Annotated in this window: 16 protein-coding genes and 1 pseudogene; 9 read left to right on the top strand and 8 right to left on the bottom strand. The window is 61.3% G+C overall.

Translation table 11 applies throughout. The annotated features are described in order from the left end of the window. Positions 1–35 precede the first annotated feature (35 nt). The 5 genes from CFII64_RS03155 to CFII64_RS03135 all read right to left on the bottom strand — a co-directional run bounded on the left by CFII64_RS03155 (position 36) and on the right by CFII64_RS03135 (position 5,819). Positions 36–887, bottom strand: a complete 852-nt coding sequence (locus CFII64_RS03155) for a pirin family protein (RefSeq protein ID WP_020289314.1) — start codon at positions 885–887, stop codon at positions 36–38. Positions 888–1,005: 118 nt separating this feature from the next. Further along, a complete protein-coding gene (gene fabB / locus CFII64_RS03150) occupies positions 1,006–2,226 on the bottom strand; it encodes a beta-ketoacyl-ACP synthase I (RefSeq protein WP_020289313.1) in 1,221 nt (406 codons plus the stop codon). Between the two features lie 11 nt (positions 2,227–2,237). Beyond that, a complete protein-coding gene (gene fabA, locus CFII64_RS03145) occupies positions 2,238–2,753 on the bottom strand; it encodes a 3-hydroxyacyl-[acyl-carrier-protein] dehydratase FabA (protein WP_020289312.1) in 516 nt (171 codons plus the stop codon). Between the two features lie 220 nt (positions 2,754–2,973). After that, positions 2,974–4,905 (bottom strand): response regulator, encoded by a 1,932-nt coding sequence (locus CFII64_RS03140; RefSeq protein WP_020289311.1) that lies wholly within the window; start codon positions 4,903–4,905, stop codon positions 2,974–2,976. Continuing rightward, complete coding sequence (locus CFII64_RS03135) at positions 4,902–5,819, bottom strand: ABC transporter substrate-binding protein (RefSeq protein ID WP_020289310.1); 918 nt, start codon at positions 5,817–5,819, stop codon at positions 4,902–4,904. Before CFII64_RS03135 ends, CFII64_RS03140 begins: the two co-directional genes overlap by 4 nt. A gap of 249 nt (positions 5,820–6,068) precedes the next feature. On the opposite strand from CFII64_RS03135, the gene CFII64_RS03130 reads away from it, so the two are divergent. The 9 genes and pseudogenes from CFII64_RS03130 (at position 6,069) to CFII64_RS03090 (ending at position 13,946) form a co-directional block, all read left to right on the top strand. After that, the gene (locus CFII64_RS03130; RefSeq protein WP_020289309.1) at positions 6,069–7,094 is read left to right on the top strand and encodes an NAD(P)H-dependent glycerol-3-phosphate dehydrogenase; all 1,026 of its coding nucleotides are present in this window, start codon (positions 6,069–6,071) and stop codon (positions 7,092–7,094) included. A gap of 28 nt (positions 7,095–7,122) precedes the next feature. After that, positions 7,123–7,467, top strand: a complete 345-nt coding sequence (locus tag CFII64_RS03125; protein ID WP_020289308.1) for a DUF4389 domain-containing protein — start codon at positions 7,123–7,125, stop codon at positions 7,465–7,467. Continuing rightward, a complete protein-coding gene (sixA, locus tag CFII64_RS03120; RefSeq protein WP_020289307.1) occupies positions 7,464–7,919 on the top strand; it encodes a phosphohistidine phosphatase SixA in 456 nt (151 codons plus the stop codon). The genes CFII64_RS03125 and sixA overlap by 4 nt, the downstream gene beginning before the upstream one ends. A gap of 305 nt (positions 7,920–8,224) precedes the next feature. Beyond that, positions 8,225–9,493 (top strand): annotated as a pseudogene (locus CFII64_RS03115) (AMP-binding protein); the annotation flags it as partial. Between the two features lie 116 nt (positions 9,494–9,609). Further along, entirely contained in the window at positions 9,610–10,053 is a 444-nt protein-coding gene (locus CFII64_RS03110) for a hotdog fold thioesterase (protein ID WP_020289305.1), read from the top strand. A 116-nt stretch (positions 10,054–10,169) separates the two neighbouring features. Beyond that, positions 10,170–10,979 carry an alpha/beta fold hydrolase gene (locus tag CFII64_RS03105; RefSeq protein ID WP_020289304.1) on the top strand — a complete coding sequence of 270 codons (810 nt, stop codon included), beginning with the start codon at positions 10,170–10,172 and terminating at the stop codon, positions 10,977–10,979. Further along, complete coding sequence (locus tag CFII64_RS03100; protein WP_020289303.1) at positions 10,976–11,830, top strand: alpha/beta hydrolase; 855 nt, start codon at positions 10,976–10,978, stop codon at positions 11,828–11,830. The genes CFII64_RS03105 and CFII64_RS03100 overlap by 4 nt, the downstream gene beginning before the upstream one ends. A 138-nt stretch (positions 11,831–11,968) precedes the next feature. Continuing rightward, a complete protein-coding gene (locus tag CFII64_RS03095) occupies positions 11,969–12,787 on the top strand; it encodes a DUF4892 domain-containing protein (protein ID WP_020289302.1) in 819 nt (272 codons plus the stop codon). Positions 12,788–12,899: 112 nt separating this feature from the next. Then, positions 12,900–13,946: an AI-2E family transporter gene (locus CFII64_RS03090; protein ID WP_020289301.1), complete on the top strand. Its 1,047-nt coding sequence runs from the start codon at positions 12,900–12,902 to the stop codon at positions 13,944–13,946. A 176-nt stretch (positions 13,947–14,122) separates the two neighbouring features. Here the strand turns inward: CFII64_RS03090 and xopAW are convergent, their stop codons facing one another. From xopAW to CFII64_RS03075, 3 genes are all read right to left on the bottom strand, one after another. After that, positions 14,123–14,731, bottom strand: a complete 609-nt coding sequence (gene xopAW / locus CFII64_RS03085) for a XopAW family type III secretion system calcium-binding effector (protein WP_020289300.1) — start codon at positions 14,729–14,731, stop codon at positions 14,123–14,125. A gap of 118 nt (positions 14,732–14,849) precedes the next feature. Then, positions 14,850–15,905, bottom strand: a complete 1,056-nt coding sequence (locus CFII64_RS03080) for a HAMP domain-containing sensor histidine kinase (RefSeq protein ID WP_020289299.1) — start codon at positions 15,903–15,905, stop codon at positions 14,850–14,852. Beyond that, a complete protein-coding gene (locus CFII64_RS03075; RefSeq protein WP_044901133.1) occupies positions 15,902–16,654 on the bottom strand; it encodes a response regulator in 753 nt (250 codons plus the stop codon). The genes CFII64_RS03080 and CFII64_RS03075 overlap by 4 nt, the downstream gene beginning before the upstream one ends. Positions 16,655–16,799 lie beyond the last annotated feature (145 nt).

Here is a 16,799-nt window from a genome sequence, read left to right as displayed (position 1 = left end):
TGATTCCCGCCGTGTGCTCCTACAGCAAGTTCAGATCAGGGCAACTCAATCCTGCCCGTTTCCCCCGGCACCGTTGGCCAGTCCCCAGCTGCCCAGCGCTGGCGGGCGGCTTCGATCAACGCCGGATCACTGGCGACGAAGTTCCAGTTCATGCGCCGTGGGCCGTCCAGCGGGGCGCCGCCGATGATTACTGCGTGGCATTCGCTGTCCGCGCACAATGTCACTTCCTGGCCTGAATCAAGCACGATCAGGCTGCGGGTTTCTACAGTTTCGCCATCTAATGACGCATCGCCACTGAGCACATAAAGCGCCCGTTCCACATGTTCAGTGGGGATCAACAGCGTCGTGGCGGTTTGCATGTGCAGTTCGGCGTACAGCGTCGGTGACAGCACGGGCACCGGCGAGGTCAGGCAAAAACCATTGCCGGCAATCATGCGAATCTGGATGCCCATTTCATCGCTGACCGGCAGGCTGCTGGCCGGATGATGGCTGTAATGACCTGCGCCAGATTCAAAAGCCTTGGGTGATGCCAGCCAGACTTGCAGGCCGTGCATCCGGGAGCCGCTGGCCAGCAGATCGTCGGGCGTGCGTTCGATATGGGCAATGGCTGCGCCTGAGGTCATCCAGCTGACTTCTCCCGCCTGGACGTGTTGGTCGCTGCCGAGACTGTCCTTGTGCAGCAGGCGGCCTTCGAACAGGTATGTCAGGGTCGACAGGCCAATATGCGGGTGCTGGCGAATGTTCATGCCGGTGCCTGGCGCGTAGGCGGTTTCCAGCATGTGATCGAAAAACACGAACGGCCCGACGCTGCGGCATTTGGCCGAGGGCAGCGGGCGCAGGATGGGTTGGCCTTCGACGTCTTCGGCGCGGGGTTTGATCGTGAGCATCAGGGTTTCTCGGCTGGGCGCGCATGCAAAGGAAATATCCTACCTGCATAGGCTGGATCGACCCAACAAAAAAGGCGCCTCGAGAGGCGCCTTTCTGACAGCTGCGAAACGGGGCGAATTACTTGCCCTGCCAGCGCTTCATCACCAGCGTGGCGTTGGTGCCACCAAAGCCGAAGCTGTTGCTCATGACCTGGTCGATTTTTGCATCTTCCCGGGTCTTGAGCAGGATCGGCATATCAGCGACGACCGGGTCCAGCTCGTCGATGTTGGCGGAACCGGCCATGAAGTTGCCTTCCATCATCAGCATGCAGTAGATCGCTTCATGAACGCCGGCGGCGCCCAGGGAGTGACCGGACAGGCTTTTGGTGGAGCTGATGGCCGGAGCGTTGGTGCCGAACACTTCACGCACGCCTTCCATCTCTTTCGCGTCACCGACCGGAGTCGAAGTGCCGTGAGTGTTGATGTAGTCGATCGGACCTTCCACAGTCGACAGGGCCATCTGCATGCAGCGGATGGCGCCTTCGCCGCTTGGCGCAACCATGTCGTAGCCATCGGACGTCGCGCCGTAGCCAACGACTTCGGCGTAGATCTTCGCGCCGCGCGCCAGAGCGTGTTCCAGCTCCTCGACCACGACCATGCCGCCGCCGCCCGCGATGACGAAGCCGTCACGCTTGGCGTCGTAGGCACGGGAAGCTTTTTCCGGCGTTTCGTTGTACTGGCTGGACAGTGCGCCCATGGCGTCGAACAGGAACGACTGGCTCCAATGCTCTTCTTCGCCACCGCCGGCAAAAACGATGTCCTGCTTGCCCATCTGAATCTGTTCCATGGCGTTGCCGATGCAGTGAGCACTGGTGGCGCAGGCAGAGGCGATGGAGTAGTTCAGGCCCTTGATCTTGAACGGCGTGGCCAGACAGGCTGAAACCGTGCTGCTCATGGTCCGCGTAACGCGATACGGACCGACGCGCTTGACGCCTTTTTCGCGCAGGATATCCAGCGCTTCCATCTGATTGAGGGTCGACGCGCCGCCGCTGCCGGCGATCAGGCCGGTGCGCGGATTGGAGACTTGCTCCTCGGTCAGGCCCGAATCGGTGATGGCGTCTTTCATGGCCAGGTAGGCATAAGCTGCCGCATGGCCGACGAAGCGATAGATCTTGCGATCGATCAGTTCTTCGAGGTTGAGGTCAATGGAGCCGGAAACCTGGCTACGCAGACCCATTTCGGCATATTCCGGATTGAAACGGATGCCAGGGCGGCTTGCACGCAGGTTGGCGGAGACGGTCTCTTTGTCATTGCCCAAGCACGAAACGATGCCCAGACCAGTGATAACGACGCGGCGCATGCGGATAACCCTTAGAAGTTGTCAGTGGAGGTAAAGACGCCGACCCGAAGGCCTTCGGCGGTGTAGATCTCGCGACCGTCGACAGTGACCGAGCCATCAGCGATGGCCAGGTTCAACTTGCCTTTGAGGACGCGTTTGATCTGAATGTTATAGGTGACTTTCTTTGCAGTTGGCAGCACCTGGCCGAAGAATTTCACTTCTCCGGAGCCCAATGCACGACCACGGCCCGGCAAACCCTGCCAACCGAGGAAGAAACCGACCAGCTGCCACATGGCGTCGAGGCCCAGGCAGCCTGGCATTACCGGGTCGCCTTCGAAGTGACATGCGAAGAACCACAGGTCTGGATTGATATCCAGCTCGGCGACCAATTCACCTTTGCCGTACTTGCCGCCGCCTTCGCTGATGTGGGTGATGCGATCAACCATCAGCATGTTGGGGGCGGGCAGTTGCGCATTACCTGGGCCGAACAGCTCGCCGCGACTGCAGCGCAGCAGGTCTTCCCGGGTAAAGGCGTTTTGTTTGGTCATGCGAGCTCCTCAATAATCTGGTGCGGCAGGGTGGGGCGCCATTTGCCCCTGGATCCAGTCCTGGCCGGCTGACTCGCCAGGACTCTGCCGGCAGCCTACTCATAGACTATTGCGTTGTAGTGAAAGTCACAGCACAAGGGAAATGAAAGCACACTTGTGCACTGAAATTTGTCGTCCGACCGACTTCGATTGTCGATACGGCTACCAAGACTGCCGCAATTTAGCATTTATCGCCAGTCGCAGATGTCCGAAAGGACAGCCAGCGCTGTAAAACCTGCTGCAAATCAGTACGTTTGAAGGGCTTTGCCAGGTAATCGTTCATCCCCGCCTGTAAACAGGCGTCGCGATCACCCTGCAATGCGTTGGCGGTCAGGGCGATGATCGGCACCTGTTCCAGCCCCGGAAGCTGGCGGATGCGCCGGGTCGCTTCATAGCCGTCCATGACCGGCAGTCGGCAATCCATGAAAATCACTGCGTAGTTGCCGCTGCCCGCCATGCTCACGGCCTGGGCGCCATCGGTCGCGACATTTACCTGAAAACCGAGGCTGTGCAACATGGCTTGAACCACCGTGCGATTGACCTGATTGTCTTCCACCAGCAACACGCACCGGTCCTGGCCGTCGTCATCTTCCGGGCCAGCCAAAGCCCCGGCCGGATCGGCAACCTCCACCGGCAAGCGTGTCAGCGCCAGCTCCAGCGTGAACGTCGAACCCAGGCCTTCCTCGCTCCGGGCGCTGAGGACACCGCCCATGCGTTCGGCCAGAGTGCGGGCAATCGGCAGGCCCAGGCCGGTGCCGCCGTAGCGCCTGGAGATGGAACTGTCGGCTTGCTGGAAAGCATCGAACATCGACTCCAGGCGATCTGCCGAGATGCCGATGCCGCTGTCGCGAACCGTGCAGGTGAACAACACGCGCTGCGCTTCCAGTTCCTGGTAGCCGGCCCGGATACAGACACTGCCGGTTTCAGTGAATTTCAGGGCGTTACCAATCAGGTTGACCAGAATCTGGCGCAGCCGGGTCGGATCACCGGACACGTTGAAAGAGCCCAGTCCGGCCTGCAGATCCAGTTCCAGCAACAGGCCCCGTTGCTGAGCATTGTGCTGGAACGCCTGGGTCGAAGTGGTCATCACCTCGGCAAGATTGAACGCGATGTTCTCCATTTGCAGGGCGTTACGTTCGATCCGCGAGAAGTCGAGAATGTCGTTGATGACCTTGAGCAAATGCTCCGTGGACTCGGTAGCCAGTGCCGCGTACTCGGTCTGCTCTTCGGTCATGCGCGTGGTTTCCAGCAACTGCAACATGCCCAGCACGCCATTCATGGGGGTGCGCAGTTCGTGGCTCATCATCGCCAGAAAATCGGATTTGGCCCGGTTGGCTTTTTCGGCTTCTTCCCGGGCCTGAATCAGCTGATCGATGGACTGCTGCTGTTCGCGGCTGGCTTTTTCCAGGTTGTAGGCCAGGTTGTTGATATGCCGCGCCAGATCACCCAGCTCGGCGTCGTCGGGCACCGGCAGCGGCGTGTTGTAATCGCCTTGCTGGATCGCCTTGACCGCATCGCCCATGTCGCTGATCGGTTGCGACAGGCTGGATGCCAGGCGGCGGGCCAGCAAGAAGGTGAATAGCAGCGCAAACAGCGCCAGGATGCCGGCCTTGAAGAGGATTTCCTGCTGACGCTGGCTGAAGGCATCATTGGACATGCCCACCAATACCCGGCCCAGATAATCCTCCACAGGCTTCGCCGCTTCTGCACGCGCCCCGAGGAAGTCGTTGCTCAGTTTGATCCGCTGGGAGCGAATCGGCGCCTGGAAAATCTCCACCTGTTTGGGGTTGCCGCCATTCCTGCCGGGCTGCTCAACGAACACCAGAACATTGTTGGCGCTGTCCTGCACTTCAACGAAACGCACGTGAGGTGTGGACAAGGTCGCGCGCATCAGCCCCCGGAGCACATCGTCATTGCCGACGATAACCCCATATTCCGACGCGGGGGCGAGTTGGTTGGCGATGAGCTGACCGGTGTGGTTGACCTCCTGGCGCAGGTCCTGGATACGCACGAAGGTGAAAAAGCTGATCAACAACAGCGTCAATAGCAACGCAGGCCCGAGGCTGATCATCTGGGTGCGGGTGTTGATGTCCCATTGGCGGCGTTTACTCACGGCTGGCGCTCCGCATCCGTCAGCTGCGCGGTCAGCGCAGCGTCGTTGATCGGGGCGATGCCGAGCGAACGTGCGACCCGCGGGTTGCTCACGACCTTGAAATACGGCGGATAGAACGCGCGCGGCCAGCTGGTGGGGGGCGTATCCAGCAGCGCATCTAGGGTGTCGAGCCAATCGTGCTGGTCGCTGTAGGTGCTGGCCAGGCTCCCTGCGGTGACGAAACCTGCGTTCGGGCCGAGCAACGCCAATTGTTGCGCATAACTGCTGAGCAACAGGTTTTTCGCCGTTCGAGCGTTGTACAGCTCGGTATCGTCCAGACCGAGCAATACGTCGCTGCGGCTCAGCAATTCGCTCAGTGGCCGGTTGTCGTCGATGGATCGCCAGGATTGGGACACGATTTTCAAGCCCAGCGGCGCAGCAGCGTGGCGTGTTTCCTTGAGCAGGAACTGGCTGTCACTGTCGAACAGCACGCCGACCTGCCTGGCTTGCGGCAACAATTGCCGGATCAGTTTGAGCTGTCGGGAGACGGGCGGGTCGCTCCACAGCAGGCTCAGGTTGGGCGGACGTTTCTCTGCCAGGCGCTGATGGGCCTCGATCCGACTGATGCGCAGCACCAGCGTCGCCGGGCCCTGGCTGTCCAGCAGGCGCCAGTCCAGGCTGCCGGGATCAAGCAGGATCAGGCGTGTGGTTTCCGGGATCTTTCCAGGCACCGGCAGGTTGCCAGTGGTGGCAAAACGCACGGAATCCTCGGGCCGCCGCTGGGCCAGGTCACTGACAAAGGCCTGCACCACGGGGCTGTCTTCGGTGGCCGTCAACAGCACGTCAGCTGCGCAAGCGCTGTTCGCCAGCAGCAGGCCGGTGATGACGCAGCCCAGATGTCCGATCCTTAAGCCCAACGCTGTATCCATACTCATCCGCCCGGTGATTCCTGTGATGCAGCGAAGTTTTCCAATCGCCGGTGGTCGTAATGATTCCAGTAATAGTCGCCCATGGGAACCGAGACGTGGCTTATTTCCCTGGAACTTGTCCCCGGTCGTCGGCGCGACGGGGATGCAATACCGCTAATGTGCGGTGCCATGACACAGTTTGTCGCTGGCTGACACTGCAACGCTCCGTATAATGCCGCCATCGCCAAAATCAGATGGCTCTAGATGGATGGTTTTATGACCACACAGCAACCAGTCGCAGTTCTCGGCGGCGGCAGCTTCGGTACGGCCATTGCCAACCTGTTGGCAGAAAACGGCCGTCAGGTCCGGCAATGGATGCGCGACCCGGAACAGGCCGAGGCGATTCGCGTCAATCGCGAGAATCCTCGCTATCTCAAAGGCATCAAGGTTCGCCCTGAAGTCGAACCGACCACGGACCTGGCCGCCACGCTCGATGGCAGCGAGCTGGTCTTCGTGGCGCTGCCTTCCAGCGCCTTGCGTTCGGTTCTGGTCCCCCATGTCCAGCGCCTCAGCGGCAAGATGCTGGTCAGCCTGACCAAGGGCATCGAGGCGCACACCTTCAAGCTGATGAGCCAGATCCTCGAAGAAATCGCCCCGCTAGCGCGCATTGGCGTGTTGTCGGGGCCGAATCTGGCCCGGGAAATCGCCGAGCACGCGCTGACCGCCACCGTGGTCGCCAGTGAAGACGAAGAGTTGTGCCAGCAGGTGCAGGCCGCGCTGCACGGCCGCACCTTCCGGGTTTATGCCAGTGCGGATCGTTTTGGCGTGGAGTTGGGCGGTGCGCTGAAGAACGTCTACGCAATTATTGCCGGCATGGCCGTCGCGCTGGAAATGGGTGAAAACACCAAGAGCATGCTGATTACCCGGGCGCTGGCGGAAATGACCCGTTTCGCAGTCAATCAAGGGGCCAACCCCATGACCTTTCTCGGCCTGGCCGGCGTTGGTGATTTGATCGTGACCTGTTCATCGCCGAAAAGCCGCAACTATCAGGTCGGTTTCGCCCTGGGGCAGGGTCTGAGTCTGGATGAGGCGGTCAACCGTCTGGGTGAAGTGGCCGAAGGGGTCAATACCCTCAAGGTGCTCAAGGTCAAGGCGGACGAGCTGCAGGTGTATATGCCGCTGGTCGCTGGGTTGCACGCTATCCTTTTCGAGGGTCGTACCCTGAAACAGGTCATCGAGCAGCTCATGCGTGCCGAACCCAAGACCGATGTCGACTTCATTTCCATCACTGGTTTCAACTGAATACCTATTTTGTTTGCGGGAGAGTGTCTTGAACGATTCGAAACTCAAGCAACATGAGTCGATTTTGCTGCGCGTCCTCTGGATGGTGCTGTTTGTGCTGGTCTGGCACGTCGCCGAAGTCGTTCTGGCGGGCGTGGTGCTGGTGCAATTGTGCTATCGGCTTATCTACGGCGCGCCAAGTGGCAGCCTGATGAACTTCGGCGACAGTCTGAGCCAGTTCCTGGCCCAGATCGGCCGTTACGGCACCTTCCACAGCGACCAGAAACCCTGGCCGTTTGCCGATTGGCCGACGCCGCGCGCACCCGAAGGCGAAGCACCGCACAGTGTTCCGGCGGCGGCGCACCCGGTACGCGACGAAGAGCCCAAGTTATGAAGATCTGGGTCCTGCGCCACGGCGAAGCCCAGGCGCAGGCGCGCAGCGATGCCGAGCGCGAGCTGACCCGCACTGGCCGGGAACAAGTGCTGCACAGCGCGGCGCATCTGATGGGCCAGCCTTTGCAGCGCATCCTCGTCAGCCCTTACGTTCGAGCCCGGCAAACCGCCGAGCTGGTCAGGGACGCGCTGGGGTTTAGCGGGCCGGTGGTTATCGTGCCCTGGCTCACGCCGGACAATGATCCGCGCCAGGTGTTGAAGCATCTGGACGCGTGTGCGAACGAGGATGTCCTGCTCGTCAGCCATCAACCGCTGGTGGGGGCGCTGATTGGCCTGGCTGTGCACGGCAGCACCCAGCAACCCCAGCCCATGAGTACCGCAAGCCTGGCAGAGCTGTCGGGTGTTTTCCCGCTGGCCGGGGCCATGGAACTGGACAGCGTTCGACACGTTTGAACCCGTTGGCGCCCGTTGAGCCCGTTGGAGCGGGGCTTGCCCGCGAACCAGACGCCTTGGTGGGCCTGATTCACCGCGTTATCGTTCTTCGCGGGCAAGCCTCGCTCCAACGGGTCTACAGTCGAGCATGCGTTAGGTCCGTCACCTCACAATTAAACCCGACACATCTGCGGCGTCTGTGGGTTGCCCCCCAAACATAGAACCTCCAACAGCCCCCGCACCGTTCCTCTGTTTTATTGCTGCGCAAGCACCGGGTAAATACCCGGTCGACTACGCTTGCCCAATAACAATAAGGAACATGAGCCATGACGACCGCCATCAGTCTGCCGTTGAGCCGCTTCTATGATCGTGAGGATCGTCATCCGGACAAGTGTTTTCTGGTCCAGCCGCTGGCAGGGGGGCAGGTCCAGAAGCTGAGCTGGTCCGAGGTCGGCAATCAGGCCCGCCGCGCGGCGCACTGGTTACGTCGGCAAGGCTTGCCACAGGGCAGCGTCATCGCGATTCTTTCCAGAAACTGCGCACACTGGATCATTGCCGACCTGGCGATCTGGATGGCCGGGCATGTCTCGGTGCCGTTGAATCCTTACCTCAGCGCCGGAGCGGTCGCTCAGGTGCTGGAGCACTCGGAGGCGGCGATGGTCTTCGTCGGCAGACTGGACGACTGGCCAGGCATCAGTTGCGGTATCAGCGCCGGGTTGCCAACCGTCGCGTTGCCGCTCTGCCCTGAAGGTTCATTTGATTTTCGTTGGGATGAGTTGCAGGCCTGGTCACCGATCCAGGACAACCCCATCGGGCGCTACGATCAGTTGGCGACCATTATCTACACCTCTGGCAGCACCGGACGGCCCAAGGGCGTCATGCACAGCTTCGGCACCCTGGCCTTTGCGATCACCCATGGCAGCGGGATTTTCGGGCTGGGCGAAAAGGACCGGTTGCTGTCTTGTCTGCCGCTGTGCTGTGTGGCCGAGCGAATGTTCGTGGAACTGGCGTCGATCTATGCCGGGCCAACAGTATTTTTTGCCGAGGACCAGGACACCTTTTTCGTCGATCTGAAGCGCGCGCGGCCCACGGCGCTGTTTGGCGTGCCAGGGATCTGGAGCAAAATCCAGGCGAGCGCACACAGCAAGACTCCCGCCGCGCGTCTGGAGGTGCTGTTAAGTGTGCCGCTATTCGGCAGGCTGTTCGCGCGCAAGATGCGCAAGAGCCTTGGGCTGGACGCGTTGCGGGTTGCCGTGTCGGGCGCTGCGCCGCTGTCGGAAGACCTGCGGCATTGGTATCAACGGCTTGGGGTGGAGGTCCTCGAAGCGTACGGCCTGACCGAAAACTGCGGCTACTCGCATATCTGCCGACCAGGCCAGCACAAGAGCGGCTGGATCGGCCAGCCGTGTCCGCAGGTCGAGGTGCGGCTGGCGGAGGAGGGCGAGCTGCTGGTGCGCAGTGGCGCGACGATGCTTGGTTACTTCAAGCAACCGCTGAAAACCGTCGAGGCATTCACCGAAGGTTTCCTGCGCACGGGAGACAGGGGCGAGCTGGACGAGCAAGGCTATGTGCGCCTGACCGGGCGGCTCAAGGAAAACCCGGGTCCACGCCTGCCTGAAAAAGCATCAGCGCTTGCGCAGGCGGGTGGAGGTGAAAGATAGTTGGCGTCTGGCGCTCAGCTTCCACGAGCGCCCAATAAAAAGGATTGAACATGGGTCTGTGGCGCGATCAACCGAACATCGAACAACTCAATGCCCTGAACAAGAACACCATCCTCGAATGGCTGGACATCCGTTTCGAGTCATTTACCGACGATTCGCTGACCGCCAGCATGGTGGTCGATCATCGCACGCACCAACCTTACGGCCTGCTGCATGGCGGGGCGTCGGTGGTGTTGGCGGAATCGGTCGGCTCGACGGCCAGCTACCTGTGCATCGACACCAGCAAATACTTTTGCGTTGGCATTGAAGTCAACGCCAACCACCTGCGCGGCCTGCGCAGCGGTCGGGTCACCGCTGTCGCGCGCCCGGTCCATATCGGCCGCACCACCCACGTGTGGGACATTCGCCTGACCGGCGATGAAGGCAAGACCAGCTGTATTTCGCGTCTGACCATTGCCGTGGTGCCGCTGGGACAGGAGCCGCCAGGCCGCTAAGCCGCTTTTTTGCCGGTGCATGACCGGAGTGCCATCGTCGATGGCACTTCCAGTCGTTGCCGAAGGCACAGCCACTGCGCACAATCGTCACTGGTTTGCTCACTGGATATGCCGGCATGTCGCAACAGGTGTTCTTCGCTCACGCCAACGGTTTTCCGTCGGCCACTTACGGCAAGTTGTTTACGGCGCTGGCGCCGGATTACCTCGTGAGCCATCTGGAGCAGCATGCCCATGACCCGCGTTTCCCGGTTGATGACAACTGGCTGAATCTGGTCGACGAATTGATCCATCACCTGCGCGAACAACCCGAGCCGGTCTGGGGCGTGGGCCATTCCTTGGGTGGTGTGCTGCATTTTCATGCCGCGCTGCGCTGTCCGGAGCTGTATCGCGGGGTGGTCATGCTCGATTCGCCGGTGCTGACCCTGGCCGATCAGTGGATGATCCGTGCCGCCAAACGCTTTGGTTTCATCGACCGCATTACCCCGGCTGGCCGCACGCTGGGACGTCGCGAAGCCTTTGCCGACCTTGACGCCGCGCGCCTTTATTTCGCCGGCAAGACCCTGTTCCGGCGCTTCGATCCCGAGTGTTTTGACGCCTATTTACGCCACGGGCTACAGGCCGACGGCGAACAACTGCGCTTGCGCTTTGACCCCGCCACGGAAATCAGCATCTATCGCAGCGTGCCGCATACCCGGCCCGATGGTTCGCGTCAGCTCAAGGTGCCCCTGGCGATGGTCCGTGGCGAGCACAGTCGGGTGGTGATGCGTCACCATGCGCGTTCGGTGCGGCGCTTGCCCCAAGGTGAATATCTGTCGATGCCCGGTGGACATATGTTTCCGCTGGAACAGCCCGAGGCCACCGCGCAACTGCTCAAGACGTTGTTTGCCCGCTGGGCTGCGCTCGACACTGTGCAGGTCAGCGCATGAGCCGTCCGGTCGAAGAAGTCCGCCTGAGCTTGCCGCACATTGAACTGGCCGCAAATTTGTTCGGGCCCGAAGACGGCCAGCCGGTCATCGCCCTGCATGGCTGGCTGGACAATGCCAACAGTTTTGCCCGTCTGGCGCCCAGGCTTGAAGGCTTGCGCATCGTCGCCCTGGATCTGGCCGGTCATGGCCATTCCGAACATCGCCCGCAAGGCGCGGGCTACTCGTTGCCGGACTATGCCCATGATGTCTTGCAGGTTGCCGAACAGCTCGGTTGGCAACAGTTTTCGCTGCTGGGGCATTCATTGGGGGCGATTATTTCGGTACTTCTCGCCGCCGCGCTGCCCGAGCGTGTTACCCGGCTGGCGCTCATCGATGGTTTGATCCCACCCACTGGCGAGGTCGAGAATGCCCCGGAACAGCTGGGTAAATCCTTGCATGCGCAATTAAACCTGAGCGCCAAGCGCAAGCCGGTCTATCCCGATCAGGACCACGCGATTCGCGCTCGCATGAAAGGCGCGGTAGCCGTCAGTCAGGAGGCCGCCGAGCTGTTGGCCCAGCGCGCCTTGATGCCGGTACCGGGTGGCTACACCTGGCGCAGCGACAATCGGCTGACCTTGCCTTCGGCGGTGCGCATCACCCGTGAGCAAGCGCTGGCGTTCGTCGCCGCAATCCGCTGCCCGACGCAACTGATCGTGGCGCAAGAGGGGATGCTGGCGCAAAATCAGACGCTGCTGACGTCACTGCCATTCCAGGTGACGAGCCTGCCAGGCGGCCATCATTTGCACTTGAATGACGAGGCCGGCGCGGTTCTTGTCGCAGACTGTTTCAATCGCTTCTTTACCGCTCCTTGACTTGCGCCTGGCAACTGCCGAGGCTGGGCGGGTTGAAACAGGAGTTGAATCAATGGATGTCCGCACCGCCTCACCTGATCGCTTGTCTGGCAAACCTGCCCGTTTCCTTCAATTAACCTTGCCTCGATGAGAGCAGCCATGGGTTTTACCAGTGCTCTTGGACTCACTTTGTGTGCTTCAGCCTTTAGTCTGAGCGTTTGGGCGGCCGACGTTCCGGGCAGTCGCGATCTGGATATCGTGCCGCGCCTGACCGACGCCGAAATCGTCGATTACCGTCCGGCTGCGGAACTTGAACGCATCTATCCCATGGGCTCGATCCGCAAGATCAGCGGTCAGCTGCGTTTTGACGGGCAGGTCAGCGCCCGTGGCAATGTCACCGGCGTGACCTATCAAATCCCCACCGAACGCACTTCCGACGAGGCCTTTACTGCCGCGCGCGAAGCCCTTCAGGCCCAGGGCGCGGAACTGCTGTTCTGGTGCCAGGCGCGTGACTGCGGCGAAAGCAGTCTGTGGGCAAATGAAGTGTTCGGCAATTCCAAGCTCTACGGCGCGGATGAACAGCAAGCTTACTTGCTGCTGCGTCTGGCAGAGCCGAAGAACGACACGCTAGTGGCCTTGTACAGCATCACCCGTGGCAACCGCCGCGCGTATCTGCATGTCGAACAGTTCGATTCGGCCGCGCCGTTGGGTGACCTGTTGCCGACCTCGGCGACGCTGCTGCGGCAACTCAAGAGCACCGGCAAGCTGGCGCTGCCACGGCTGGCCGGGGCACCACAGGATGTTTGGGTGACACTGGTTTCCAGAGGCCTGAATCTGGACAGCTCGTTGCGGGTGACCGTTGGTGGCGCTGACGCCGAAGCGTGGCGTCAGGCATTGATCGCCAAAGGCGTACGCGCGGCGCGGCTCGAAGCGGGCAGCGGCGACAAGGCTGGCCTGTTCATCGACGTCATACGTTGACCGAACTCACCTGAACCGGCACTGAATCCACTTTTGCACACGGCGAACACTGACGCGTTCAGTGTTCGCCGTTATGCTCTGCGCTTCTGATCTTTTTTTACTGGATAGACCCATGCTCAATAACGATCGCCTGTTGGTGCAGATCCTGCTCCTGGCGTTGCTCAGTGCGTGTGTCTGGGTGATGGCACCGTTCTGGTCGGCGCTGTTCTGGGGCGCGGTGCTGGCGTTTGCCAGCTGGCCGCTGATGCGCCTGTTGACGCGCTGGTTCAAAGGCCGCGAGTCGCTGGCGGCGCTGGTGCTGACCCTGGGCTGGATGCTGCTGGTTGCGGCGCCGCTGGTCTGGCTGGGCTTCAATCTGGCCGATCATGTGCGTGATGCCACCGCTTTCATCAAGGATGTGCAGGTCGACGGTCTGCCGGATCCACCCACCTGGTTGATCGGGGTGCCGTTCGTGGGCGAGCGGCTGGTAGCGTTCTGGAACACCATCGATCAGCAAGGCGCGGCGATGATTACCACACTGCGGCCTTATCTGGGGCAGGTGGGCAACTGGTTGCTGGCACGTAGCGCGCAGATTGGCGGCGGGATTCTGGAGCTGACTTTGAGTCTGGTCTTCGTGTTCTTCTTCTACCGCGACGGGCCGCGCCTGGCGGCATTCGTGCTCAGCCTGCTGGAACGGCTGATCGGCGAGCGCGCCGAGTATTACCTGGAACTGGTGGCGGGCACGGTACAGCGCGTGGTCAACGGCGTGATCGGGACGGCGGCGGCGCAAGCGGTCCTGGCGTTGATCGGCTTCCTGATTGCGGGCGTGCCGGGCGCCTTGGTGCTGGGCATCATGACCTTCCTGTTCAGCCTGATTCCCATGGGGCCGCCGCTGATCTGGATTCCCGCCACCGCCTGGCTGGCCTGGAATGGCGAATACGGGATGGCGATTTTCCTCGGCCTTTGGGGCATGTTCATCATCAGCGGCGTGGACAACGTGCTCAAGCCCTACCTGATCAGTCGTGGCGGCAATTTGCCGTTGGTGATCGTGTTGCTGGGCGTCTTTGGTGGCTTGCTGGCCTTCGGTTTCATCGGCCTGTTCATCGGCCCGACCTTGCTGGCGGTGGCGTACAGCTTGCTGACAGATTGGGTGCGCGGGGCCCGGACGGTTCAGCGCTAAGCGCTGTTCGAAGTTGAATAGATCCCGTAGGACCGGCTTTAGCCGGGAGGAGTCCGGTACATTCGCAGCAGTTGCGTCGTCAGACCCTCCGCCCTCCCGGCTAAAGCCGGTCCTACGGGTTGTGCGATGAGGGTCAAGACGGTATCTACGGGGATGGGTTTTTTCCGTGATCCCCCTTACGCCGCGACGTTCAGGTACTTGCCAACCGGCTTGTTGCCTTCAGTGTCATAACGCTCGCTCAAGGCCGCAACCATCTTGCTCAATGCCTGAGCGGCTGCATCGTTACTGCTGTCGTCACTGCTGGCATCCACGGCGGCGGTCAGTTCGTCGAGGCTGACGCTGCCGTCCTCGTTGGTGTCCAGCGCATCGAACACCTGGGAGCTGTCGGCGCTGCTGTCGGCGCTGGTCAGGCCGGCGGTCAATTCATCGCTGCTGATCGCGCCATCTTCGTCACTGTCCAGAGAACCGAGCAGGCTTTCGGCGACGTCAGTGTCCGGTTGCATGGACGGCGGCGGCGGTGGTGCCATCGCCGCCAGTTCGTCGGCATCCAGGCTGTCGTCGTCATTGCTGTCCAGATCGCTGAACGCCTTGCTCAGGCTGACCATGATTCCGTCTTTACTGTCGGAGGACGAGACTGCCGTGCTCATTTCATCCTTGCTGATACTGCCGTCGCCGTCGGTATCGAGCTTGGCCAGTAACTGCTCCTGGAATTTCTTGCTGCTCGCGCTTGAGGTTGTGCTCGTGCTGGTATAGCTCGAATAACTACTGCTGACGCCACTGATCATCGGGCGAACTCCCATCGGGTTGGATTGGGCCGGTGGCGGTGCACCGGCTTATGCAGACTCAAGGCGGGAGTTGTCGAGGGTATGTAAGGTTTGTATCGCGCCGGACACACGTCGCGGATCAGCGCCGAGGCAGGTCCAGCAGCACGGTCAGGCCGCCGCCGGGCGTTTGTTCCAGCGTCAGGTCGCCGCCCATGCGCCGCGCCGCGTCCCGGGCAATGGTCATGCCCATGCCGACGCCACCGGAATTACGATTGCGTGAGCCTTCCAGGCGATAGAAAGGCTCGAACACCGCTTCATGGTGTTCGACGGCGATGCCTGGTCCGTTGTCAATCACGGCCACGGTCACGTGATCTTCCTGGTCGTGAATGTCGACCCGCGCCTGCCCGGCATAGCGCAAGGCATTGTCGATCAAATTGTTGATGCAGGAACGCAGCGCCATGGGCTGAATCTTCAGCGGTTTGCAGCCGCCGTTGCACTGCACGTCGTCGCCATTGTCCTGAGCGTTTTCGGTCAAGGACTCGATCAGCGCCTGCAAGTCAAACAACTGCAGATCCTCGCTGTTGCGCTGCTCATTGAGGTAAGTCAGCGTGGCGTCGAGCATGCCGATCATGTCGTTGAGGTCCTGGCTCATCTGCGTGTGCAGTTTCGGCTCGTCGATCTGCTCGACCCGCAGCTTCAGGCGCGACAGCGGCGTGCGCAGGTCATGAGACACCGCCGCCAGCATACGGCCGCGCTGTTTTACCTGATCGCGGATACGCTCCTGCATCAGGTTGAAAGTCTGCGCGGCCTGACGCACCTCGCGCGGGCCGCTGAGTTCCAGCGGCGGGCTGTCGAGGTTTTCGCTGAGCCGCTCGGCAGCCTCGCTCAGGTGCTGGATCGGCCGGCTCAATGCCTTGGCGCCGTACCAGGCGGCAACCACCAGGGTGATCGTTTGAAAAAACAGCGGCACCACAGGCCCGCCAAATAACGGCGGTTTCCGTTGCGGTGTGTGTGGAGGAGGGCGCTCACCTTGAAAATCGGTGGATTGATGCTGAGCATCGGCTGCCTCAGGCGGTGGCGGAGGCGGAAAGCCATACATCGTGAACCAAATGAACGCCAGCAGATGCGCCAGAAAAATAGCCACCAACGCCCCACCGAACAGGCGGGCGAACAGGGTATCTGCGGAGCGAATCAACCGATGTCCCTGGCGTCGAACAGATAGCCTTCGCCGCGTACGGTCTTGATCAGTTGCGGGTTTTTCGGGTCGTCGCCGAGCTTCTGGCGCAGGCGCGAGACCAGCAAGTCGATGCTGCGATCAAAGGCTTCGATGGAGCGCCCGCGTGCCGCATCCAGCAGCTGTTCACGGCTCAGCACCCGGCGCGGACGTTCCAGAAAGACTCGCAGCAAGCGGAACTCGGCGTTGGACAGCGGCACCACCAGGCCATCGGCGGCGGTCAGTTGACGCAGCACGCTGTTCAGGCGCCAGGCATCGAAGCGCACGATGGAGCGCTGATCGTTGCGATCATCACGCACCCGGCGCAGCACGGTCTGAATGCGCGCCACCAGTTCGCGCGGCTCGAACGGCTTGGCCATGTAATCGTCGGCGCCCAGTTCAAGGCCGATAATCCGGTCGGTGGGTTCGCAACGAGCGGTGAGCATCAGGATCGGAATGTCCGACGTGCCGCGCAGCCAGCGACACAGCGACAGGCCATCTTCACCCGGCAGCATCAGGTCGAGCACGATCACGTCGAAGGTTTCCTGCTCCAGCGCCTGGCGCATTTCGTTGCCATCGGTCACGCCCCGGCACTGAATGTTGAAGCGCGCCAGGTAATCGCAAAGCAGTTCGCGGATCGGCACATCGTCGTCGACGATCAAGGCGCGCGTGTTCCAGCGCTGGTCCGCAATCGGGGCGTTGTCTACAGGAATGTCGGAGCTTGCTTGCATGATGCGACTGCCGCCTGGTGATGCCGCCATCACTGGCCGCTGTTGAAGATCAACGCCCCCGCATGCTACTTCGCCGGGAGGCGCGGCGAAAGGGTGGGGTGATCGGGTGTCGGGGGAATGTCGGAAATGTATCGCGATCGGTACA

Origin of the sequence: Pseudomonas sp. CFII64, assembly GCF_000416235.1 — a bacterium.
Taxonomy (GTDB): Bacteria; Pseudomonadota; Gammaproteobacteria; order Pseudomonadales; family Pseudomonadaceae; genus Aquipseudomonas.
This window is presented reverse-complemented; position numbering and strand designations above follow the sequence as displayed.

Bases quoted from the DNA above. Each gene is read 5' to 3' on its own strand.
- CFII64_RS03155 (WP_020289314.1), bottom strand. From the start codon at position 887: ATGCTCACGATCAAACCCCGCGCCGAAGACGTCGAAGGCCAACCCATC.
- fabB (WP_020289313.1), bottom strand. From the start codon at position 2,226: ATGCGCCGCGTCGTTATCACTGGTCTGGGCATCGTTTCGTGCTTGGGC.
- fabA (WP_020289312.1), bottom strand. From the start codon at position 2,753: ATGACCAAACAAAACGCCTTTACCCGGGAAGACCTGCTGCGCTGCAGT.
- CFII64_RS03135 (WP_020289310.1), bottom strand. From the start codon at position 5,819: ATGAGTATGGATACAGCGTTGGGCTTAAGGATCGGACATCTGGGCTGC.
- CFII64_RS03130 (WP_020289309.1), top strand. From the start codon at position 6,069: ATGACCACACAGCAACCAGTCGCAGTTCTCGGCGGCGGCAGCTTCGGT.
- sixA (WP_020289307.1), top strand. From the start codon at position 7,464: ATGAAGATCTGGGTCCTGCGCCACGGCGAAGCCCAGGCGCAGGCGCGC.
- CFII64_RS03110 (WP_020289305.1), top strand. From the start codon at position 9,610: ATGGGTCTGTGGCGCGATCAACCGAACATCGAACAACTCAATGCCCTG.
- CFII64_RS03105 (WP_020289304.1), top strand. From the start codon at position 10,170: ATGTCGCAACAGGTGTTCTTCGCTCACGCCAACGGTTTTCCGTCGGCC.
- CFII64_RS03100 (WP_020289303.1), top strand. From the start codon at position 10,976: ATGAGCCGTCCGGTCGAAGAAGTCCGCCTGAGCTTGCCGCACATTGAA.
- CFII64_RS03095 (WP_020289302.1), top strand. From the start codon at position 11,969: ATGGGTTTTACCAGTGCTCTTGGACTCACTTTGTGTGCTTCAGCCTTT.
- CFII64_RS03090 (WP_020289301.1), top strand. From the start codon at position 12,900: ATGCTCAATAACGATCGCCTGTTGGTGCAGATCCTGCTCCTGGCGTTG.
- xopAW (WP_020289300.1), bottom strand. From the start codon at position 14,731: ATGATCAGTGGCGTCAGCAGTAGTTATTCGAGCTATACCAGCACGAGC.
- CFII64_RS03075 (WP_044901133.1), bottom strand. From the start codon at position 16,654: ATGCAAGCAAGCTCCGACATTCCTGTAGACAACGCCCCGATTGCGGAC.